The sequence below is a fragment of the Campylobacter coli genome, from assembly GCA_039516895.1.
GTDB lineage: Bacteria > Campylobacterota > Campylobacteria > Campylobacterales > Campylobacteraceae > Campylobacter_D > Campylobacter_D coli_B.
In genome coordinates this window covers 1172165-1194482 of sequence record CP154437.1, presented here as the reverse complement: position 1 = coordinate 1194482, position 22318 = coordinate 1172165, and the positions used below count along the sequence as shown (strand labels likewise).

The 22318-nt window shown below is 31.4% G+C and carries 24 protein-coding genes; 18 read left to right on the top strand and 6 right to left on the bottom strand.

The window, feature by feature from the left end; all coding sequences use genetic code 11:
- Positions 1-4 precede the first annotated feature (4 nt).
- Entirely contained in the window at positions 5-649 is a 645-nt protein-coding gene (locus AAID94_06030) for a hypothetical protein (protein XAK23398.1), read from the top strand.
- Between the two features lie 20 nt (positions 650-669).
- On the opposite strand, the gene AAID94_06025 is transcribed toward AAID94_06030, so the two are convergent.
- Together AAID94_06025 and AAID94_06020 are read right to left on the bottom strand one after the other, a co-directional pair.
- On the bottom strand, positions 670-1635 hold the full coding sequence (locus AAID94_06025) for a DNA polymerase III subunit delta (protein ID XAK23397.1): 966 nt from the start codon (positions 1633-1635) through the stop codon (positions 670-672).
- Positions 1628-3562, bottom strand: coding sequence for a ribonuclease R family protein (locus AAID94_06020; protein ID XAK23396.1), 1935 nt, complete (start codon positions 3560-3562; stop codon positions 1628-1630). The genes AAID94_06025 and AAID94_06020 overlap by 8 nt, the downstream gene beginning before the upstream one ends.
- A gap of 122 nt (positions 3563-3684) precedes the next feature.
- Between AAID94_06020 and ilvC the strand changes: the two genes are divergently transcribed.
- Genes ilvC through AAID94_05995 form a run of 5 tightly spaced genes read left to right on the top strand, consistent with a single transcriptional unit; the run spans position 3685 to position 7764 of the window.
- On the top strand, positions 3685-4707 hold the full coding sequence (gene ilvC / locus AAID94_06015) for a ketol-acid reductoisomerase (GenBank protein ID XAK23395.1): 1023 nt from the start codon (positions 3685-3687) through the stop codon (positions 4705-4707).
- Positions 4708-4709: 2 nt separating this feature from the next.
- Entirely contained in the window at positions 4710-5762 is a 1053-nt protein-coding gene (locus AAID94_06010; protein XAK23394.1) for a divergent polysaccharide deacetylase family protein, read from the top strand.
- Positions 5752-6522 carry a DNA-processing protein DprA gene (gene dprA / locus AAID94_06005; GenBank protein XAK23393.1) on the top strand — a complete coding sequence of 257 codons (771 nt, stop codon included), beginning with the start codon at positions 5752-5754 and terminating at the stop codon, positions 6520-6522. Before AAID94_06010 ends, dprA begins: the two co-directional genes overlap by 11 nt.
- Positions 6519-6899, top strand: a complete 381-nt coding sequence (gene ruvX / locus AAID94_06000) for a Holliday junction resolvase RuvX (protein XAK23392.1) — start codon at positions 6519-6521, stop codon at positions 6897-6899. The genes dprA and ruvX overlap by 4 nt, the downstream gene beginning before the upstream one ends.
- A complete protein-coding gene (locus AAID94_05995) occupies positions 6889-7764 on the top strand; it encodes an RsmB/NOP family class I SAM-dependent RNA methyltransferase (GenBank protein ID XAK23391.1) in 876 nt (291 codons plus the stop codon). Before ruvX ends, AAID94_05995 begins: the two co-directional genes overlap by 11 nt.
- Before the next feature lie 224 nt (positions 7765-7988).
- Here the strand turns inward: AAID94_05995 and msrA are convergent, their stop codons facing one another.
- From msrA to aspS, 4 genes are read right to left on the bottom strand one after another with little or no spacing between them, the layout of a single operon-like run.
- On the bottom strand, positions 7989-8489 hold the full coding sequence (msrA, locus tag AAID94_05990; GenBank protein XAK23390.1) for a peptide-methionine (S)-S-oxide reductase MsrA: 501 nt from the start codon (positions 8487-8489) through the stop codon (positions 7989-7991).
- A gap of 47 nt (positions 8490-8536) precedes the next feature.
- Complete coding sequence (gene ppa / locus AAID94_05985; GenBank protein XAK23389.1) at positions 8537-9055, bottom strand: inorganic diphosphatase; 519 nt, start codon at positions 9053-9055, stop codon at positions 8537-8539.
- A gap of 9 nt (positions 9056-9064) precedes the next feature.
- Positions 9065-9640 carry an adenylate kinase gene (locus AAID94_05980; protein XAK23388.1) on the bottom strand — a complete coding sequence of 192 codons (576 nt, stop codon included), beginning with the start codon at positions 9638-9640 and terminating at the stop codon, positions 9065-9067.
- The gene (aspS, locus tag AAID94_05975; GenBank protein XAK23387.1) at positions 9637-11388 is read right to left on the bottom strand and encodes an aspartate--tRNA ligase; all 1752 of its coding nucleotides are present in this window, start codon (positions 11386-11388) and stop codon (positions 9637-9639) included. Before aspS ends, AAID94_05980 begins: the two co-directional genes overlap by 4 nt.
- A 92-nt stretch (positions 11389-11480) precedes the next feature.
- Between aspS and AAID94_05970 the strand changes: the two genes are divergently transcribed.
- The 12 genes from AAID94_05970 to mrdA all read left to right on the top strand — a co-directional run bounded on the left by AAID94_05970 (position 11481) and on the right by mrdA (position 22275).
- A complete protein-coding gene (locus tag AAID94_05970) occupies positions 11481-12341 on the top strand; it encodes an NAD(+) kinase (protein ID XAK23386.1) in 861 nt (286 codons plus the stop codon).
- Complete coding sequence (locus AAID94_05965) at positions 12341-13864, top strand: AAA family ATPase (GenBank protein XAK23385.1); 1524 nt, start codon at positions 12341-12343, stop codon at positions 13862-13864. The genes AAID94_05970 and AAID94_05965 overlap by 1 nt, the downstream gene beginning before the upstream one ends.
- Positions 13865-13953: 89 nt before the next feature.
- Complete coding sequence (locus AAID94_05960) at positions 13954-15198, top strand: diguanylate cyclase (GenBank protein XAK23384.1); 1245 nt, start codon at positions 13954-13956, stop codon at positions 15196-15198.
- On the top strand, positions 15189-16001 hold the full coding sequence (locus AAID94_05955; GenBank protein ID XAK23383.1) for a TatD family hydrolase: 813 nt from the start codon (positions 15189-15191) through the stop codon (positions 15999-16001). Before AAID94_05960 ends, AAID94_05955 begins: the two co-directional genes overlap by 10 nt.
- A 2-nt stretch (positions 16002-16003) precedes the next feature.
- On the top strand, positions 16004-17137 hold the full coding sequence (locus tag AAID94_05950; GenBank protein XAK23382.1) for a transglycosylase SLT domain-containing protein: 1134 nt from the start codon (positions 16004-16006) through the stop codon (positions 17135-17137).
- Complete coding sequence (locus AAID94_05945) at positions 17082-17921, top strand: septal ring lytic transglycosylase RlpA family protein (GenBank protein ID XAK23381.1); 840 nt, start codon at positions 17082-17084, stop codon at positions 17919-17921. The genes AAID94_05950 and AAID94_05945 overlap by 56 nt, the downstream gene beginning before the upstream one ends.
- Before the next feature lie 2 nt (positions 17922-17923).
- Positions 17924-18412 (top strand): HAD-IIIA family hydrolase, encoded by a 489-nt coding sequence (locus AAID94_05940; GenBank protein XAK23380.1) that lies wholly within the window; start codon positions 17924-17926, stop codon positions 18410-18412.
- Positions 18403-18915 carry a hypothetical protein gene (locus AAID94_05935; protein XAK23379.1) on the top strand — a complete coding sequence of 171 codons (513 nt, stop codon included), beginning with the start codon at positions 18403-18405 and terminating at the stop codon, positions 18913-18915. The genes AAID94_05940 and AAID94_05935 overlap by 10 nt, the downstream gene beginning before the upstream one ends.
- A gap of 11 nt (positions 18916-18926) precedes the next feature.
- Positions 18927-19370: a lipopolysaccharide transport periplasmic protein LptA gene (gene lptA / locus AAID94_05930; GenBank protein XAK24790.1), complete on the top strand. Its 444-nt coding sequence runs from the start codon at positions 18927-18929 to the stop codon at positions 19368-19370.
- Positions 19354-19944, top strand: a complete 591-nt coding sequence (gene yihA / locus AAID94_05925; GenBank protein ID XAK23378.1) for a ribosome biogenesis GTP-binding protein YihA/YsxC — start codon at positions 19354-19356, stop codon at positions 19942-19944. Before lptA ends, yihA begins: the two co-directional genes overlap by 17 nt.
- Before the next feature lies 1 nt (position 19945).
- Positions 19946-20440, top strand: a complete 495-nt coding sequence (locus tag AAID94_05920; protein ID XAK23377.1) for a hypothetical protein — start codon at positions 19946-19948, stop codon at positions 20438-20440.
- Positions 20440-22275 (top strand): penicillin-binding protein 2, encoded by a 1836-nt coding sequence (mrdA, locus tag AAID94_05915; GenBank protein ID XAK23376.1) that lies wholly within the window; start codon positions 20440-20442, stop codon positions 22273-22275. The genes AAID94_05920 and mrdA overlap by 1 nt, the downstream gene beginning before the upstream one ends.
- The last annotated feature ends 43 nt before the right edge of the window (positions 22276-22318 follow it).

Sequence of the window (22318 nt, the reverse complement as noted above, 5' to 3'; positions counted from 1 at the left end):
GGAAATGAATGTATATGCGGAATATTTTAAAGATAGAGAGCATTATTTTAGAATAAATACTTTATTGTGTTTTGGTCAAAGTACTAAGCTTTTAGGAAGTGTTGTTATGTTAAACCCTGGTTCTGCGGAACCCAAAGAATCTCTTACATCTGATGAATTAAATAAAATACGAGAATTTTATAAGGATAAAAAAGATGTAGAAGATTTTGATTCTTGGAAAAAATTTTCTCCTGATAGCACAATGAGAGAAATCGAAAGAATTTTTAATGGACAACATATAAACAAAAAAATAGAATTGAACGGAATTATTCAAATTTTTAATTTATTTAATTTAAAAAATTCTAAATCCGATAATGCAATTAAAGAAATGTGTAAAATTAAAAGTCGGTATTTATTTAGTGATGATATACATCTTAGATTTTATAACAAAATTGTTTATTTTGGTTTTGGTAAAAAAATATTTAAATGTGATATTTTAAGAAATAGGGCATGTGACATTTTTAAAAATACTCCTATTGTATGCAAAGAAAACTATGAAGTATCGTTTGAAAAAAATAATTTTTATCATCCAATGTATATTCTTAGAACTTCAAGCAAGCATAAAGATTTTTTAGAGAAATTTTACAATAAATTTAAAGAGCAAAAATAAGAAATGAGATTGTCAATAATCTAACTTTTTATAATCCTTGCAAGCTTTAGCAAAGTGGCGATTAGAAATTCTTTTTTAGCGAGTTTGGAATTAGTTTTAAGCTCATATTCACTTTTAAGTAAAAGGTTGAAAATTTCTTTATAGTGTTTGATTTTTAGACTGAAAGCTTGCTCGTTTAAATTTTGTGCTACTTGAGGCGGGGGAGTATAGCCTAAGAGTTCTTTAAAATCCACCTTCCCATAAATTTTAGCATAAAGAGCGATCTTAAAAAGGCGGTAAAAGGCAGAATTTAAAGAGTTGATCAGTGTGATTTCGTTAAAATTGTCTAAAATCTTCTCAAGCTCATTTTTAAAATCAGCTCTTTTTAAAATTTTTTCAAAGAAGCTTTCAAAACTTCCTATGTTTAGGCTATAACAATACTGCTCTATGATTTTTTCATCTACTCTTAAGCCGCTGAATTTATTAAGCTCACTAGCAGCAAGATACAAATTCTCATCAAAGCTTGTAAAAAGGGTAAATAAAGCATTTTGAGTGATTTCTATATGGAGTTGTTTTGCTTTTATGCTTAAAAGTTCTATCCCTTCTCTTGCGTTATTGGCCTTGAAAAAACGCACAAAATTAGGAGAAAAGATTTTTTCTATATCGTTTTGTTTAGAGCTTTCATCGTAAAGTTCTAAAAGTAGGAAATTGTCTTTATTATTTTTGCAAAGCTCAACTAAAACTTTAAGTTCTTTTGTGGGAATTTTTTTAGAGGTTTTGATTTCTAAAAGTTTTTTTTCGCTAAAAAGCGAACCTCCGCTTAGAAAATCACTTGCACGAGTAAAGCTGTATTCTTCAAAAAATAATTTTAAAATTTCATCCGCTTGGTATTTTTCCTTGATAAAATCAGCATAAAGCTCACTTTGAAAATTATCAGCTCCATAAAGAAAGAAAAAATTATCAATTTGATTTTTGGAAAGTAAATTTTGAAGTTCTTTTCTATACATTACTTTCCTTTCTAAGTCTTTGGGTGATTTTTGCATAAATTTTTGCCATGATGATGTCAGCTTCTAAAATTTGCACTTCTACGCTTTCTAGTAAATTTACCCGCGTATCATAAAGGATGATGTCAGCTCCTTTGATCTCATCATCAAGTTTTGCTATACAAATTCCATCATTTTGCACTACTAGGGCTTTAAATTTTTTGCCTATATTTTTAGCTGCCCATCTTGCAAATTTTCTATCCATAAAATCATAAGCGACTTTATCAGCTTCTCTTTCAAGCACACTAAGGTTTTCGCAAGTGCTTTGTATATTTAAAAGTAGGTAATTAAAAAGTTTTTCATCTTTTTTTTGTTTGGCTTTTAAAAGTCTATGCAAGATAAGATCAGAATATCTGCGTATAGGGCTTGTAAAATGTGAGTATTTGTCAAAACCCAAGCCAAAATGCCCCCCGTTTTCGCTAGAATACTCCGCCTTTTTTTGAGCTTTAATGATGAGTTTATCCACTTCTGCCCTTAAGCCAAGCTCATCGGCTAAAGCTTGTATATCGCGTATAAGCTCAGGCAGGTTAGGTTTTAATTTCACATCGATTCCAAGCTCTAAAAGCTCATTTAAAAGTCTATCTATCTTTTTCATGTCCGCACTGGAGTGATTTCTAAAAACACCTACATCGATGAGTTTTGCGGCGGCTTTGTTGGCTAAAAGCATACAATCTTCGATTAAATTATGTGAAGGTGTGTCTTTTTCAAAAATCGTGCTTTGAAGACTTAAATTTTCATCCAAATTCATCCTTAGTTCTTCAGTGCGGAATTCAAAGGCGTTTTTAAGGCGATTTTTGCGTAAAGTTTTTGTGACTTCAAAAAGCTTATAAAGCCAAGAAAGTTCTTTTAAGTCTGGCTTTTGAATCAAAATTTCATCCACTTCATCATAATTAAAACGGCGTTTTGAGTTGATGATGGTTTCAAAAAGTTCTTCTTTTACGACTTTGCAGTCTAAATCAAGCGTGATTTTAAAACAATACGCCAAGCGATCTAAATGAGGCTTTAAAGAACAGATGTTTTCACTCAAAGGGCGAGGCAACATAGGTATGGCAATATGTGGAAAATATATAGAAAATCCACGATTTCTAGCTTCTTTATCAATAGCGCTATAAGCATAAACATATTCGCTTACATCGGCGATTGCGACATAGAGTTCGCGTTTTTCTGTATCAAAATAAATTGCATCATCAAAATCTTTTGCATGCACAGGATCTATAGTGCAAAAAGGTAAAGCTCTTAGATCTAAGCGATTTTCATACATGCTTGCATCAACGCTATCTCCATTGGCTAAAGCTTCTTTGATACAAGCATCGCTAAATTCACTGTTTTTGTTAAAAAGTGCAAGAGAAATTTTTTCATCTATGCTTTCATCATCGATATGTCCTAAAACTTCTATGATGTTGTTATCTTGATTTTCTATTTTTAAAATCGTCCCCAAAGGTAGTGCTTTTAGGGATTTTTGCGAGGCTTTTAAGGCGGTGCTTAATCCTGTTTTAATATTCATCCCAAGAACTGCTTCGCCGTATCTTTTGGTGATGACAAGTGAGGTTTCGTTGGCTCTTTTTAAAACCAAAACTACTTTAGCACTAGGGCGTTTTTTCTTTAAGGGAAGTAATTTAGCAGCAACGATATCTTTGTAATTTGCTCCTTTTAAATTTTTATTTTCTATAAGCAAATCTTTTTTAAAACTCTCATCAAAACATTGTAAAAATCCTGTGCCTTTACTTGAAATATCAAGAGTTCCAAAAACATAGCCGTTATTAAGATAATATCTATTTTTGTGTTCTTTGATGATGTTATTAGCTAGAAGCTCTCTTAGAATTTGTTTAAATTCATTGCTAACTTCATGAGCACTTATGCCATAATTAAGATTGTTTAAAAATTCTTTCACTGCTTTACTTTATGTAAATTTTCTTGAGAATTCTTGCATAAAGTTTATAAAAAAAATATGAAATTTAAAACTTTATTGTTATAATAAGCTCTTTAATTTTGAATTTATTAAGGAGTAAAATAATGGCTGTTACAGTTTATTATGACAAAGACTGTGATTTAAGTTTGATTAAATCAAAAAAAGTGGCAATTATAGGCTTTGGATCTCAAGGACATGCTCATGCTATGAATTTAAGGGACAATGGAGTTAATGTTGTCATCGGGCTTCGTGAGGATGGATCAAGTTTTTCTAAAGCAAAAAGTGCAGGTTTTGAGGTGATGAGCGTGAGCGAAGCTTCAAAAGTAGCAGATGTGATTATGATTTTAGCTCCGGATGAAATTCAAGCTGATATTTTTAATGCGGAAATAAAGCCAAATTTAAGCGAAGGTAAGGCTATAGCTTTTGCACATGGTTTTAATATCCATTATGGTCAAATCGTAGCTCCTAAGGGCATAGATGTAATCATGATAGCTCCAAAAGCACCTGGTCATACAGTAAGAAATGAATTTGCTATAGGTGGAGGAACTCCTTGTTTGATAGCGATTCATCAAGATGAGAGCAAAAATGCTAAAAATTTAGCTTTAAGCTATGCAAGTGCTATTGGTGGAGGTCGTACAGGTATCATAGAAACGACTTTTAAAGCTGAAACAGAAACAGATCTTTTTGGTGAGCAAGCTGTACTTTGTGGTGGGCTTAGTGCTTTGATTCAAGCAGGATTTGAAACTTTGGTTGAAGCAGGATATGAGCCTGAAATGGCTTATTTTGAGTGTTTGCATGAGATAAAACTTATCGTAGATTTGATCTATCAAGGTGGAATTGCAGATATGCGTTATTCTATTTCAAACACTGCAGAATACGGTGATTATATTACAGGGCCAAAAATTATCACTGAAGAAACTAAAAAAGCCATGAAAGGTGTTTTAAAAGATATACAAGATGGAAACTTTGCTAAAGATTTCATTTTAGAACGCCGTGCAGGCTTTGCAAGAATGCATGCAGAACGCAAAAATATGAATAATTCTTTAATCGAGCAAACAGGCCGTAATTTACGCGCAATGATGCCTTGGATCAGTGCTAAAAAATTAATTGATAAAGATAAGAACTAAAATTGTCAAAAAAACTGATTCAAATCAAGCGTTACTTAATCATCGCTATACTTTTTTTAATATGCGTGATTTTATTTTTGGGAATTTTGATTCAATATCAAGATTCTCAAAATGCATTAAAATTTGCTCAAAACTCTAGTAAAAATACAACAATAGAACCTAAGCAAGAAAATATATCTAATGAAAATCATTCGGGTATTTTTAAAGAAATTCCTTACAAAGATGAAAATGATAATTTCCAAGAAAATAATCAAAGTATCTTAGAACAACAAAACAAAGATTTAAATTTAAGCAGTGTTATAGAACAAAATTTAAGCAAAATAGATGAAAATTTAAGCCTTGTGCCAGATCAAAATCTAAGCAAGGAAGAAAATCTTATAAAAGATACAAATTCAAGCAAAATTAAACAAGCTCGTCTTGCTATTATTATAGATGATATGGCAAATATAAGTCAAGTTAAGGCTTTACAGGCTTTAAAACTCAAGCTTATCCCTTCATTTTTTCCGCCTGATAAAAATCATATCGATACTCCAAAGCTTGCTTTAAAATTTGATTTTTATATGGTGCACTTGCCTTTAGCGGCGATGAATTATACTAAGCCTGAGCTTGATACCTTAAATCCAAGCGATAGTGAAAAGCGTATTTTTAAAAAAATAAAACAAATAAAAAAAGATTTTAAAGATTTAAAATTTATCAATAATCACACAGGAAGCTTATTTACAAGTGATGAAAAAGCAATGAAAAAACTCTATAAGGCTTTTGAAAAAGAAGAATTGATCTTTGTAGATTCTAAAACCATAGCAAGTTCTAAAGCACCTAAAGTAGCTAAAGCCTTAGGTCAAATTTATATACAAAGAGATGTATTTTTAGACAATCAAGACGATGTTGCTTATATTAAAAAACAACTCATGGAGGCGGTAAATCTTGCTAAGAAAAAAGGCTTTGCGATAGCTATAGGACACCCTAGAAAAAATACCTTTAAAGCCTTAGAGCAAAGTAAAGATTTACTTGAAAGTGTTGAGTTGGTGTATTTAAGTGAAATTTATGCAAAATGAACTTCCAAGCAATTATCTAGAACTTTTTAAAGAGTTGAAAAATCCTCCTAAAAAACTTTATTATAAAGGAAATTTAAAACTCTTAGAACAAAGAAAGATAGCCATTATAGGCTCTAGGCGTATGAGTACTTACACTAAAAATTGTGTTTTTGAACTTTCAAGCTTGCTTAAGAATTCAAAAATAAGTGTTGTAAGCGGAGGTGCTTTAGGTGTTGATATAAGTGCAAGTATGGCGGCTATGCCAAGCACCATAGGGGTTTTTGCTAACGGTCTTGATGAAATTTATCCTAGAAGTAACGAAAAAATTATAAAACAAATTTATGAAAATGCTTTGGCTTTAAGTGAAAATGAATCCCATTATAAGCCTAAACCTTATGATTTTTTACTTAGAAATAGACTGATTATCGCTTTGAGTGAAGCTGTTGTTGTTGCGCAAGCAGATTTACAAAGTGGTTCTATGCAAAGTGCAAGGCTTGCTTTGGAGCTTAATAAACCTTTATATGTTTTACCCCAACGCAAAAATGAAAGCGATGGGACAAATTTACTTTTACAAGAAAGAAATGCAAATTTACTTTTAGATTTTAAAGAATTTGTAAGTTGTTTTGGTATTATAGAAGAAGAAAAGGATGAATTTTTAGACTTTTGTAGACAGGGCGTAAGCGTGGATGAGGCAACTCAAATTTATGGAGAAAAAGTCTATGAGTACGAGCTTGAAGGAAAAATTTCCATAGAAGGTCTTTTTATAAGGGTTTTGGTATGAGAGCTTTGGCTTTAGATGTGGGTTTAAAGCGTATAGGCGTGGCGCTTTGTATAGATAAAATCACCATTCCTTTAGAAGGTATAATCAGAAAAAACCGCAACCAAGCTGCAAATGAAGTTAAAAATTTAATCCAAATTCATAATATTTCTTTGTTAATCGTAGGTATTCCCAAAGGAGGTTCAAGCGAAGAAGAAATGACAAGACGCATTAAGCATTTTGTATCTTTACTTGAATTTGATAAAGAAATCCGCTTTGTAGATGAAAGTGGAACAAGCAAAGAAGCTTTAGGGTATGGCGTAGCTAATACACGCAAAAAAGATGCTAAATTAGACTCTTTAGCAGCTTTAATCATGATAAAGGATTATTTTGGAATATAATCTAGCCAGTATTTATAATAATAAAGAGCTTGAAAATCTTAAAAATTCTTTTAAATTGCCTAAAAAAATATGCTGTTTTATAAATCGCTTAAAATGTGATAATTTAACACTTGAAAGAGAATTTCAAGATTTGAAATTAGAGTATGAAAAGCTTAATGAGTACTGCTATCTTTTTAAGGCTTGTAATAAAAGTGTTTTAAGTTCTATGCAAGCTTTTAATGAATTTAAATTTTATATACAAAATTATGCATCTTATTTGTGTACTTTAAATTTAGATGTAAAAGCAGGGCAAAGCGTTTTAGATATGTGTGCAGCACCTGGTGGAAAAAGTATAAATCTTGCTAATTTTATGCAAAATGAAGGCTATCTAGCTTGCAATGAGGCAAGTAAGGACAGGTTTTTTACTTTGCAAAAGAATTTGAAAAATTATGGAGTAAAAGCTCGAGTTTTTATGAAAGATGGTAAAAATATAGGAAATTTATGTCCCTTAAAATTTGATAAAATTTTACTTGATGCACCTTGTTCTACTTTAGCAAAAATGGGTTTAGAATTAGAAAAAAGTTCTAAAGAGATTAAAAACATAGCCAAACTTCAAAAAAAACTTTTACATTCTGCACTCAAGGCTTTGAAAGTAGGTGGAGAGCTTGTTTATAGCACTTGTACTTTTACCAAAGAGGAAAATGAAGAAGTGATAGAAAATGCTTTAAGAAGTGATTTTGATATAGAACTTTTGGATATAAATTTAGAAAATGCTTTGGCTAAAAATGGGCAAAGTAGAGAATTTGAGGAGATTTCTAAATGCAAACGCATTTTGCCCTGTGAGGAATATGACGGGTTTTTCATCGCTAAATTAAGGAAAAATTGATTTTCAATTCTTTAAGATTAAGTTCGTATAGAAGCTAAAATTTTATTATATATTAAAATTATTCACATCTTCAAATAAATTCACAAAAAAACTTAAAAAACAATAAATGTTTTTTCGGAAAATTTAAACCTTAAAGTCCTATTTTTAGGTACTTTGAAAAGAAAATCACATCGTGAAAAGCCTGTGAATAAAAAGTAAAATTTTCAAAACTTAAAAAGATAATTTCACTCGTAATTTTTGATTTTTTCTAGCTTAGGCGCTATAACAAAACGACAATAGCTTTGGTTGGGATTGTGTATAAAATAATGTTGATGATAATCTTCTGCTTTGTAGTATCTTTGAAGTTTGTAAATTTGTGTGACAATTGGAAGTGGGAAATTGACTTGTTCTTTTTTTATAAAATCTTCTATAGTATTTTTATCGCTTTGGCTTTCATAAAAAATCGCCGAACGATATTGAATTCCTATATCAGCTCCTTGCTTGTTAAAGCTAGTTGGATCATGAATTTTAAAAAATAAGCTTAAGATTTGTTCTAAGGAAATTTTGGCTTCATTGTAAATGATTTTAACTACTTCTATATTACCATCGCCATTGCAAACGCTTTCATAGCTAGGGTTATCGTTTCCACCTGTGTAGCCCACTTCAGTATGCACAATGCCTTTGCAATTTTCAAAAGCAGCTTCTACGCACCAAAAACATCCACCACCTAAAATGATATTTTTCATAGGGAATTTCCTTAAAGATTTAGCCTATAAAAGGCTAAATAAAGAATTTATTTGTAGTTTTTAATCGCTTTTTCTAAAATTTCAATAGCAGCTTTTTCATCTTTGAAATCTTGCACTTTTACCCATTTGTTAGGTTCTAAGATTTTATAAGTTTCAAAGAAATTTTTGATTTTATTTAGAGTTGCTTGTGGTAAATCAGTATAGGTTTTGATATTGTCATATCTTGCATCGATTTTAGAATTAGGCACAGCAAGAAGTTTTTCATCCATTCCACTTTCATCTTCCATGATTAAAACACCGATTAAACGACATGGAATAACTGCGCCTGCTTGGATAGGGTATTCATTTAAGACTAAGATATCCACAGGATCGCCATCATCAGCTAAGGTATTTGCGATAAAACCATAATTTGCTGGATAAAACATCGCGCTAGCCATAACGCGATCCACCATGATCGCACCGCTATCTTTATCGATTTCGTATTTAATGCTTGAGCCGTATGGAATTTCAATTACAGCATTGATTTTGTTTGGAATATCTCCGATTTTGATTTTGCTTAAGTCCATTTTTTATCCTTATATACTTTGAATTTTTTTAATCAGTTCTTTCATATCAGCAACGATAGGTTCGATAGTGCGTTCTCCATCGATGATGAAATGAAGTTTTTTCTTTTGATAAAAAGAAATGATTTCTTCTAGCGGCTCAGTATATACTTTCATTCTATTGTAAAATACTTCTTCGTTATCATCTGCACCACGACTTCTTCCTAAAACGCGATCTTTAGCTACTTGCTCGCTAACTCTTACTTCGATTACACCCTTAAGACAAATTTCATTTTGCTCGCTTAAAACCTTATCAAATTCTACCATTTGTTCTACACTTCTTGGATAACCATCGATAATAACTGTTTTTGTAGGAGCAGTTTTTAGTGCTGAAACTATGGTATTTACCACTACATCTAGCGGAACTAAATTTCCTTTAGAGATAAAACCATCTATGGTTTTACCAAGCTCGCTACCACTTGCTACTTCCGCTCTTAAAAGATCCCCTGTAGAATAATGAGTAACATCCGCATCAGCTTGTGCAATCAAACTAGCATCTGTAGTTTTTCCACTTCCTGGCGCACCTATAATTAAAAATAATTCTTTCATTTTACATTCTCCCTTAATTTGATTCCTAATTCTCTCATGGCTTCATTGCTAGCAACTGAAGGCGCATCTGTCATCAAGCATTGCGCTCTTTGAGTTTTTGGAAATGCTATAACTTCTCTTATACTATTTGCTCCCGTTACTAGCATGATAAGTCTGTCAAGTCCTATGGCGATACCTCCGTGTGGTGGAGCACCAAAACTTAGTGCATCAAGTAAAAATCCAAATTTTTCTTTTTGTTGTTCTTCATCGATGTTAAGCAATTTAAAGACTTTTTGTTGGATATCGTTTTTATGAATTCTTATACTACCGCCACCTAGTTCAACGCCGTTGAGTACAACATCATAAGCGATAGATGAGATTTCTTCTAAGTCAGTCTCATCGATATTTTTTGGCATAGTGAAAGGATGATGCATTGCAGAATAGCTTCCATCATCATTTTGTTCAAACATAGGAAAATCAACTACCCATAAGAATTCTAAAGCATCAGGGTTGATTAAATTAAGTTCTCCAGCTAGGAAAATTCTAAATCTTCCCATATAATCAAGCACAGTTTTCTTAACTCCTGCGCCAAAAAACACTACATCGCCTACTTCAAGTTCGCAACGCTTGGTAAGCTCGTTTAAATCCTCTTCATTAAAAAATTTGCAAAGAGGACCTTTAAGTCCATCTTCTTTAACTTGTATAAAGGCTAAGCCTTGAGCCCCAAATTTGCGCACAAATTCTTCAAATCTTTGCATTTGTCTTTTTGAAAAGATAGTATCACCCTTTGGAACGCGTAAAGCTTTAACACGATTTTTCTTACTGTCTTTGGCAATATTTGCAAAAATTTCATTATTTGACTTTGCAAAGATATCTATAACATCGATCAGTTTCAAATCAAAACGCAAATCAGGCTTATCGCTTCCATAGTTTTCCATAGCTTCTTTATAAGGCATTTGTCTAAAAGGAATTTGGATTTCTTTACCGCAAGCTTTGAAAATATCTTTTAAAAAGGTTTCAGCTGTGGCAATCACATCTTTTTGCTCGCAAAAACTCATTTCAACATCAATTTGTGTAAATTCAGGCTGACGATCTGCTCTTAAATCTTCATCTCTAAAACATTTAGCAATTTGAAAATAACGATCAAAGCCGCTACACATTAAAAGTTGCTTGAAAAGTTGTGGGCTTTGAGGAAGGGCATAAAATTCTCCTTGATGCACGCGTGATGGCACAAGATAATCCCTTGCTCCTTCTGGAGTGGCTTTAGTTAGGATAGGAGTTTCAACTTCTAAAAATCCCATATTTGCCAAAGAATTTCTAGCGGCTATACAAGCTTTAGAGCGTAGTGCAAAATTTTCATAAAGCTTAGGATTTCTTAAATCTAAAAAGCGATATTTAAGACGCAATTCTTCATTTACACTTTCATCGCCTATGCCAAAAGGAGGGACAGTGCTTTCATTTTCGATAATGAGCTTGCTTACTACCACTTCAATTTCACCGGTTTTTAATTTAGGATTTGTAAGTCCTTCTCCTCGGGGTCGAATTTTTCCTTCGGCTATTAAAACAAATTCATTTCTTGTGCGAGAGGCTATTTCGTGAGCTTCTTTGCTATCATTTGGATCGCATACAAGTTGAATAATACCGCTACGATCTCTTAAATCAATAAAAATTACGCCGCCATGATCTCGGTAGCTATTGACCCAACCGCAAAGTTTAACTACTTCGCCTATGTGGGCAGAATTTAAGTCTGTGTTGTAATGACTTCGCAAAATTTTTCCTTGAAAATTAATTTTTTTAACATATAAGTTAAAATTATAATATTTTTATTCTTTTGCTTAGCTAAGATTTGTTATAATTTTTTATGCAAAATAAAATAGATTATAAAAACATTAAAAAAATAGGGCTTGCGGCGCGTCCAAATTCAAATTTAGACAAGGAAATTTTAACTCTAAAAGAAATTTTAGAAAAAAAGGGTGTAGAACTTTTGCTTTATAAGGAAAGTTCTGAAAATATAAAATTGCCAAAATACGACCTTGATACTTTGTTTGAGCTTTCGGATTTTGTAATTTCCTTAGGGGGTGATGGAACTTTGATTTCTTTATGCCGAAAAGCTTGTGAGCACAATAAAGCGGTTTTAGGAATTCATGCAGGTCATTTAGGATTTTTAACGGATTTTAAGGTGGATGAAGCTGAAGTTTTTTTTGAAGCTTTTTTCAGGGGAGAATTTAGGGTAGAAAATCCTTTTTTATTGAGTATTATTTTAGAAGCTAATGATGGTCAAATCACGCAAAAATTTGCTTTTAATGATGTAGTAATCAGTAAGGATAGAAAAGCTTCTATGGCACATATAGAGGTATTTCGCAAAGCTAAAAAATTTAATGAATATTTTGGAGATGGTCTTATAGTAGCTACTCCAGCAGGCTCTACAGCATACAATTTAAGTGCAAATGGACCTATAGTTTATACTTTAGCACAAGCTTTTATACTCACACCTGTTTGTTCGCATTCTTTAACCCAACGTCCTATAGTATTGCCTAAGGGTTTTGATCTTGAAATAGGCGCGAAAGATTGTATTTTTAGTATAGATGGACAAGAAAATTACAAAATGAATGATTTTAAAAGTGTTAAGGTGGGGCTTAGCGATAGAAGTGTGGCACTTATACATCCTAAAAATCGAGATTATTTTCAGATATTAAGAGAAAAATTGAATTGGGGACATTGATGATAAATAGAGTTTTAATGAAAGAAAATCTTGGCTTTAAAGAAGTTGAGCTTGAAATTTCTCAAGGACTTACAGTCTTTACGGGTTTAAGCGGAGCAGGAAAGTCTGTACTTTTTAAGGGTATATTGTCTGCTTTTGCATTAAGCGATAGTGAGGCAAAGCTTGTTGAGATTGCACTTGATGATAAGATAGATTTAGAAGAATACGGCATAGAAAGTGAAGATGAAAATGTTTTTAAACTTTTAAAGGATAAGAATGCGAAATATTTTATCAATAATCAAAGCATTTCTAAAAAAAGTTTGATTCATCTAAGTAAAAAATTTATTAAATACCTAAGCGCCAAAGAAATCAATGAATTTAGTAATGAGAAATTTTTAAATCTCTTAGATGCTTTAGAATGTGCGAAAAATCCTGAATTTGAAGATTTTTTATCTCATTTTAAAGACGATTATAAACAATGGCTTCAAATTTCAGAAGAATTGACTACAATTTTAGAAGAGGAAAAAAGGATTGAAGAGCTTAAAGAATTAGCAAGCACACAGATTGAAAGAATTTCTAAAATCAATCCTAAAATCGGAGAATACGAAGAGCTTTTAAATCTTAAAAAGAAATTATCAAAAAAAGACAAAATAGAAGCAGCTTGGGAAAAGGCAAGTGCTATTTTTGAATTAGAAAAAGTAGTCATTGATGCTTTAAATCTCAGTGAAAAAGATACAAGTTTTTTTAGCGAATGTTTAAATGAACTTCGTATCATAGCCGAAAATGAAAAAATCGAAGATTTGGATTTTGATATAGAAGAAGTACTCAATAGAATCGAGGATTTATCCTCTTTGATCAAGCGTTATGAGAGTATAGAAAATGCTTTAGAAGTGCTAGAAAATAAAAAAAATGAACTCGCTCATTATGATAATTTAAGCTTTGAAAAAAAAGAACTTGAAAAAAAACTAGAAAAAATAGAAAAGAAAATAAATCAAAATACCCAGTTATTAACTCAAGCTCGCATGCAAAATTTAAAAACTTTAGAGGATTATTTAAATGATTATTTAAAAAATCTTTATATGAAAAATGTGAGTTTAGAATTAGTAAATACTTCAAAAATCACCTCTTTGGGAAAAGATGAGATCAAGTTAAGTATCAATACTGCAAATTTAAAAAATTTAAGCTCAGGTGAACTTAATCGCTTAAGACTTGCTTTTATTGCTACTGAGTGTAAAATTTTAAATTCAGGCACAGGGATAATATTTTTAGATGAGATTGATGCTAATTTAAGCGGTAAGGAAGCGATGAGTATAGCCAATGTTTTAAATGAGCTTGCTGCTTTTTATCAAATTTTTGCTATATCTCACTTGCCACAGCTTTCTTCAAAAGCTCATAATCATTTTTTGGTTGAAAAAAATGCTTCTTATAGCACAGTTAAAAAACTTAAGAATGAAGAGAGAATTAAAGAATTAGCAAGAATGATAAGTGGCGAGACTATTACAGATGAAGCTTTGGAATTTGCTAAAACTTTGTTTAAAGCTTAAGCGGAATTTTTATTTGTTTGTGTTAGAATTGGGATTTTTTTAATTTTATTATAAAGATTTAGTTTTAAAAAAAGGTATTTTTATAGATTATGAATAAAAAAATTTTACTTATTGATGATAATAAAATGCTTGGAAAGCTTTTAGCTAAAAAGATACAAACTACTTTAAATCGTGAAGTTGATATTGTTTTTAGCCTTGCTGAAGTTAAAGCATTGCCCGATGATGAATATTTTTTAACTTTTGCAGATTTATGCTTGCCTGATGCACCTAATGGAGAAGTGGTGGATTATCTCTTGGCGAAAAATTGGCCTGTTATTGTATTGACTGCAAGTAATGATAAAGCTACAAGAGATAAATTTATGGATAAAGATATTTTAGATTATATCTTTAAAGAAAGCGATACCTGTATAGATCAGATCATAGATTCTATTGTTAAGCTTGAACACTATGCTAAAACCAAGGTTATCTTAGCCCTAAGTAAACTTTCTGAGCGTAATGAAATAAAAAAACTTCTCACACAAAGAAAATTTAGTGTTTTGGCTGCTGCTCATGGCGAGGAAGCAATGAGCTATTTAAATGATAATAATGATATAAAGCTTATTATTGCTGATGCAAATATGCCTGTTATCAGTGGAAGCGAGCTTTTAAGTGAGGTAAGAACTCGTTTTAGCGATAGCGAATTGGGTGTAATTATTTTAGGCGACAAAGATGATGCTTTAGAGGCTAGTTTGCTTGTAAGTGGGGCTAATGAGTATTTGGTAAAACCTTTAAGCAAAGAAAGTTTAAATTGTCGCTTAGATAAATGTCTTCATTATATGGCCAATATGCAGTTTTTAAGTATTTATAACAATCTTGATCCTATTTCCGGGATAAAAAATTCCAATGCTTTGTTGAATTGTGTTGAGGATTATTTAAATGAAATTGCATGCAAAGAAGAAGAATTTGCTTTTGCGTTCTTGGATATAGACAATTTAAGAAATTTAAATGAAGAATATGGCTATGAAGTAGGGGATAAAATCGTCAAAATTTGTGCTGATGAGATTATTAACGAAACCAAAGGACGTGATATAGTTGGTAGATATAGTGCTGAAAAAATTTGCATAGTATTAAAGAATATTTCACAAGAAAGGGCGATTAAAATTCTTTCTCGCATTCGAGTCAATATAAAAAAAGCTGGAATTTTAGTCAATTTGGATGAAGTCTTTTTTACCGCTTCCATAGGAGTGGTTTTTGCTAAGAGTGGAGATAAATTTGAAACCTTAGTTGATAAAGCTTCAAAAGCACTTTCGCAAGCTAAGGCCAATGGTAAAGATAGAGTAGAAGTATGTTCTTAAATCTTGAATTTAAAGATGGTTTAAAGATCGTCGATACTCATTGTCATTTAGATAGTGAAGTGTTTAAAGAGGATTTAAACGAGCTTTTAAAACATTCGTTTGATAATGGCATAGAAAAAATCATCATACCAGGCGCAGATATTAAAGATTTGCCTTATGCGGCAGATCTTGCTAGTAAATATAAAAATGTATTTTTTGCCGCAGGCGTACATCCTTATGAGCTAGAAGGTTTTGATGAGAAAATTCTAAGAGCGTATTTAAAAGATGAAAAATGCGTGGCTGTAGGTGAATGCGGGCTTGATTATTTTCGTTTTAAAAGTGAAGATTTTAAAGAAAGAGAAAAAGAAAAAGAAGAGCAAAAAAGACTTTTTGTAGCCCAACTTGAACTAGCTAAAGAATTCAAAAAGCCTGTTATCATCCACTCTCGCGAAGCAAATAACGATACTTATGAAATTTTACATGAACATTCTAAAGATCTTGTTGGAGGGGTTTTGCATTGTTTTAATGCAAGCGAACATTTATTGCGCCTTAGCAATGATGGATTTTATTTTGGAATCGGTGGTGTTTTGACATTTAAAAATGCTAAAAATTTAGTAAACATTTTACCACAAATTCCAAAAGATAGATTGTTGCTAGAAACAGATGCGCCCTATCTTACTCCAGAGCCTTATCGCGGTAAAAGGAATGAGCCTTTATTGACTCAATTAGTGGCCAATAAAATGAGTGAAATTCTTGATTTACCAAGACAAGAGCTTTTAGGGATTTGTTTGGAAAATTCTTATAGATTATTTTTTAAAGGTTAAATATGAAAAAAATTATATTATGTTTTATTTTATTTTACAACTTTCTTTTTGCGCAAACTACTACTCCTGAATTTTATGAAAGACAAATGAGTGTTTTAAGAAATTTAGATATTGATCCAAGTTTTATAAGTGATTTGGCTTTTGTGCAAAGTCAACAGGATTTAAGATCGAAGCATGCACCGACTTTGATTGATGGTATACAAAATTTCTCAAAAGTTACTCCTATGATAAGAAAAATTCTAGCGCAGCAAGAAGTTCCAGAAGAAATATTATATCTAGCAATGGTAGAATCGGGATTAAAAGCACATAGTGTTTCTAATGCTAAGGCTGTAGGCGTGTGGCAATTTATGCAACCAACAGCAAGAAATTTAGGACTTAGAATTGATGCTTATGTTGATGAAAGACGCGATCCTGTGAAGTCTACATATGCTGCGGTTCATTATTTAAAAAGTTTAAAAGAAGAGTTTGGCAAATGGTATTTAGCACTTTTAGCTTATAATTGTGGAAATGGAAAATTGCGTCAAGCAATAAAGCAAGCAGGAAGTGATGATTTAAGAATTTTGCTTGATTCTGATAAAAAATATCTTTCTTTGGAAACTAGAAATTTTATACGTAAAATTTTAACTCTAGCTTTCTTGGCTAACGACAGAGATTTTTTACTTGATAAAGATGGCTCTTTGGTTAATTACGCTTTAAATAATGATTTTGCAAAAGTTGATGCTCCTTCTTCAGTTGCATTAAAAGATTTAGCTAAAAATTTAAATATGGACTTAGCAACTTTTAAAAAATATAATCCACAATTTAAACATGGTTTCACTCCTCCAGGTAAGGGATATTATATGTATATTCCTTTAAATAAAGTAGCTTTTTTTGATAAAAATTTTAAAGTTGAAAAGCTTGCAAAAGTGGATACAACTATACCTATGACTAAAGTTTATGTTGTAAAATCAGGTGATTCTTTATATAAAATCGCTAAAACTTACAATACTAGCGTAGAGCAAATTCGAGAATTGAATAAAATCGCTAAAAATCACTTAAGCATTAATCAAAAATTAATCATACCTATTAAGGAGAATAAAAATGCAAACTATAAAACAAAAGCTAAAGAAAACTTTACCAAAGTTGTTAGCCGCTAGTTTAGTTGCAACTTTTTCTAGCGGATGCTTTGGAGGTCTTTTTTCTAGCGTAGGTTCAGCACAAATATATTATCCAAGCAACGATTTTCATAGTAGTCCCTCAGGTTCTGGAAGTAAGGGGACTATGAAACCTTATACCATAAATGGCAAGACTTATTATCCAACTGTTGTATCAGTAGGTGAAACAGCAGATGGTATAGCAAGTTGGTATGGGCCAGGCTTTCATGGTAAAAAAACTTCTAATGGAGAAACTTATAATCAAAATGGTTTAACCGCAGCTCATAAAACTTTGCCTATGAATACCATTTTAAAGGTAACCAACTTAAATAATAACCGCCAAGTTACCGTGCGTGTTAACGATAGAGGTCCTTTTGTAAATAATAGAATTATAGATCTTTCCAAGGGCGCTGCAAATCAAATCGATATGATTGCTGCAGGAACAGCACCTGTAAGACTTGAGGTTATAGGTTTTGGTTCGGCTAATTCAGGTAATAATGTCGTTCATTCAAATATAAATTATGGAACTAGCGGTGGAATTGCCAATAACGGTCAAATCTATGAGGGTGGAAATTTTATGGTGCAAATTGGAGCGTTTAAAAACCCATCAGGAGCTCAAACTATAGCATCTAGATATAAAACTTATAGAACGTATTCTTCAACTATACGCAAAAGTTCAGTTGATGGTTTGAGTCGTGTTTTCTTGACAGGATTTAGAAGTGAAGAGGAAGCAAGAGATTTTGCGGCAAGTGGTGCATTTGCTGGTGCTTTTGTTGTGCGTGAGTAAAAATGATAGAATTGATATTTTTAGATGTAGATGGTTGTCTTACAGATGGTAAAATCATCTACACTTCTAATGGAAGTGTGATTAAAGAATTTGATGTCAAAGATGGTGCGGCTATCGAAGCTTGGATTAAATTGGGTAAAAAAATTGCTATTATTACTGGAAGAAACTGTCCTTGTGTGAGTGCTCGTGCTAAGGATTTGAAGATAGAAATTGTGCATCAAGGTGTTAAAGATAAATTAACTTGTGCTAAAAAAATTTTAGAAGAGCTGAATTTGGATTTTTCTCAATGTGCGGCTATAGGGGATTATTTTAATGATAAAAATTTACTTGAAAATGTAGGTCTTAGTTTTAAACCTAAGGATGCACATAAAGATTTAAAAGTCGATATCACACTTGATAAAAAAGGTGGTAAAGCAGCTGTGGCTCAAATGATAGAATATATTATAAAGAAAAATAATATGCAAGAGGAATGGGATAAGCTTTGGCTATAAGAATATTTGGAATTTTGATTGCGCTTTTTACTATTACTTTTACAATTTTAAGTTTGCAAGATCCTTATTCTTTAAATATTAAATCCTATGCTTTAAATTTTAAAAATATCGAAGCTTTCAATTTAAATGCTTATGAGCTTAATGCAAGTAATGTAAAATCATATTACAAAGCACAAACTTGGACGCGTTATGTAGATAAAGATGAGTTTGATAATTTTGTTAATTTCAATTTGGATTTTAATTTAAGTGCAAATAAACTAGAACTTAAAGGCAAGGAAATGGATAAGGTTTTGTTTGAGGGAAATGTAACTTATATAGGCTCTAATAATACTAAAATACTTGCTGATAAAGTTGAATATGAGCCTAAGAATAAAATTTTAAGCACGGATACAGGATTTAAAGCTTTGATAAATGGAAGTATTATTAACGGAAATACTCTAAACTACGATGTGGAAAAGAAAATTTTACAAGTTCAAGGAGTGAATGCGTGGTTAGAAAGATAATTTTATTTTTGATGAGTATAAGCATATCTTTAGCTAGCCAGATAGAGGTTAAGGCCTTAAATTTTTATTCAGATGAAAACAAGGGCGAAAGCATACTCAGTGGTAATGTTGAAATCATAAGGGGCGATGATGTTTTAACTGCTGAAAAAGTGATTATATATACAGATAAAAATCGCAAACCTATTCGTTATGAAGCTGTGCAAAATGCTAATTTTAAAATCGTTTTAAAGGGAAAAACCTATAAGGGAAGTGGGGATAAATTTATTTATAATGTAGCTAAAGATATTTATGAAATTGACGGAAATGCCTATATCAACGAGCTTGAAAGCAATCAAAAACTTTATGGAGATAGGATAGTAGTAGATAAACGAAATAATGTTTATCGTGTTGAAAGCAAGGATAAAAAGCCTGCTCGATTTATATTTGATTTAGAACAAAATGATAATAAGCGCTAAATTTATCAGCTCTTTGGATAAATTCGATAAAAATTTTGCATCTCATTTTAGCGAAGTGGCATTTTTAGGAAGATCAAATGTGGGAAAAAGTTCTTTGATTAATTCCTTATGTAAACAAAAAAAACTCGCCAAGAGTTCTGCTACTCCTGGAAAAACGCAATTGATTAATTTTTTTGAAGTTTTATGTAAAAAAAATGAGGATAAATTCAGTATTCATTTTATTGACTTGCCTGGCTTTGGTTATGCGAAGGTTTCAAAAAATCTAAAAGAAATATGGAATAAAAATTTGGATGAGTTTTTAAAATTGAGAAGTTCGATTAAACTTTTTGTGCATTTGATTGATTCAAGACATACGAATTTAGATATTGATTTAAATTTAGATGAGTATTTAAAAAGTTTTTTAAAGCCTGATCAGAGAATATTAAAGGTTTTTACAAAATGTGATAAGCTTAATCAAAGCGAAAAAGCTAAACTTAAAAATAATTTTAAAGATGCTATTTTGATATCTAATTTAAATAAAATGGGACTTGATGATTTAGAACATGAAATTATTAAGCAAACTTTAGGTTTATAAAATGAGAAAAAGTATCAGCACATATAAAGTAAAACTGAATGGAAGTTATATTTTTTTAGGCTTTTTGTGTATTTTATATCAAATTTTAGGTTCTATTTTTTTTTATATGCCTTTGCTTTATGGTGTATTTTTTTGCTATATGTATTTTCTTTTAGAAGAAAGACAAAAAACATTTAATAAGCTTGATTTTAGATGGTATTTTTCTTTGTTTTTTTTGTTTTTTACAGATATAACTTACGATTTTTTTCTATTTTCTTCTTGGTTTGCTTTTGCTATTTTTTATTATACTTGCGCGGATTGGATTAAAACAAATTTTAAAATAGGAAAAATTATCCCCGTTATACTCGTTCTTTGTGTTTATGCTTTTATTTTTGTTTTGGATGCTATTTTTTCTTATGTGGGAGATCAAGAGTTTAAAATGCCAAGTTTTGGCTATATGATATCGATTATGTTTGAGTGTTTGTTTGCTTATATGCTATTTAGGAGTAAGTTTTAATGAGAATGCGTTTGGTTGTTGGCTTTATACTGCTGTTTTTTATATTTTTGTTAAGCCGTGTATATTATCTAAGTATAAAATCAAATGTGTATTATGAAGAACTCGCCAAGCAAAACGCTGTAAAAACCGAATTTATAGCTCCTACTCGTGGTCAAATTTCAGATCGTAATGGTACTCCTTTGGCGATTAATGATTTGGGTTTTAGTATTTCTATTAAGCCTTATTTAACTTTAAAAAGAGCAAATAGAGGTGTATTGGAAAAAGAATTAAATCAACTCCAAGAATTTTTTCCTGATTTAAATGTTACCAAGCTTGCTGAACTTTATAAGAAAAATGACTCTTATTATAATCAAGATTTTATTAAAATTATAGATTTTATACCTTCACAAGAAATGATGAAGCATTATTCAGAACTCAATTTAAATGAAAATATACGCATAGATCCTGCAGGGCAAAGAAAATATCCTTTTGGAAAATTAGCTTCTCATATTATAGGCTATGTAGGTAAGGCAGACTTACAAGATATTAAAGAAAATGAAATTGCAAAGCTGACTAATTTTACAGGAAAGAGCGGAATAGAGCGTTATTATAATGATGTTTTGCAGGGAGAAAAAGGAACTAAAGTTTATAAGGTTAATGCTTTAAATCAAGAAGTGGAGCAGCTTTCCTATACTTCGGCACTTTCTAATGATATAGAACTTACCATAGATATAGAACTTCAAAGCTTTTTAACACAACTTTTTGAAGGTAATGCGGGTGCTGCTATCATTATGGATATTAGTGATGGTTCTATTTTGGCAGCAGGAAGTTTTCCTGAGTATGATTTAAATCCTTTTGTAACTGGAATTTCTTATAAAGAATGGGACGAGCTTTCTAATAATCTTGATCATCCTTTTACAAATAAGCTTATTAACGGATATTATCCCCCAGGTTCTGTTGTGAAGATGGGCGTTGGTTTGTCTTTTTTAAATTCAAAAAGTATTAATCCCTCAACCCAATTTTTTTGTAATGGTAGCATAGAGCTTGGTGGGAGATTTTTTCGTTGTTGGAATAGAGCAGGGCATGGGGCTGTAGATTTAAAACATGCGATAAAAGCAAGCTGTGATGTTTATTTTTATGATGGAAGTTTACAAGTGGGTATAGATCAAATAAGTCGTACTTTATCGCGCATAGGTTTTGGTGCTAAAACTGGTGTGGATTTACCTAATGAATTTGTGGGGATCTTGCCAAGCAGGGAATGGAAAATGCAAAGATATAAGCAAGCTTGGTTTCAAGGCGATACCTTAAATACTTCCATAGGGCAAGGAAATTTCTTGGCTACACCTATGCAGATTGCTAGATATACAGCTCAAATTGCAAAAGGCGGTGAAGTTATTCCCCATTTTCTAAAAAGTGTAGAAAATAATAATAGCATCACAGAAGATAAAACACAAGATAGTAATGAAATTTTCACTCTTTTTGAAAAAAGCCAACTTCCCTATATAAGAGATGCGATGTATGCAGTTGCTAATGAGCAAGGTGGTACTTCTTATCATTATTTGCGTAATTTAGAAGTAAAAGTTGCTGCTAAAACAGGAACTGCACAAGTGGTAGGTTTTTCTCAAGCTGATAAAAATAGAGTTGATGAAAAGCAACTTAAGTATTATACAAGATCGCATGCTTGGGTAACTTCTTATGCGCCTTATTCTAAACCGCGTTATGTGGTTACTGTTTTGGTAGAACACAGCGGAAGAACTATAAGCTCAGGTGTTGCTACGGCAAAGATTTATCAAAAAATGATAGATCTTGGATATTTTAAGTCAGAAAGCAAAGTTAATAACTCGAAAAAGAACTAGAAAAATTAATTTTATACAATATTAATTTTTCTAAGATTTTAAT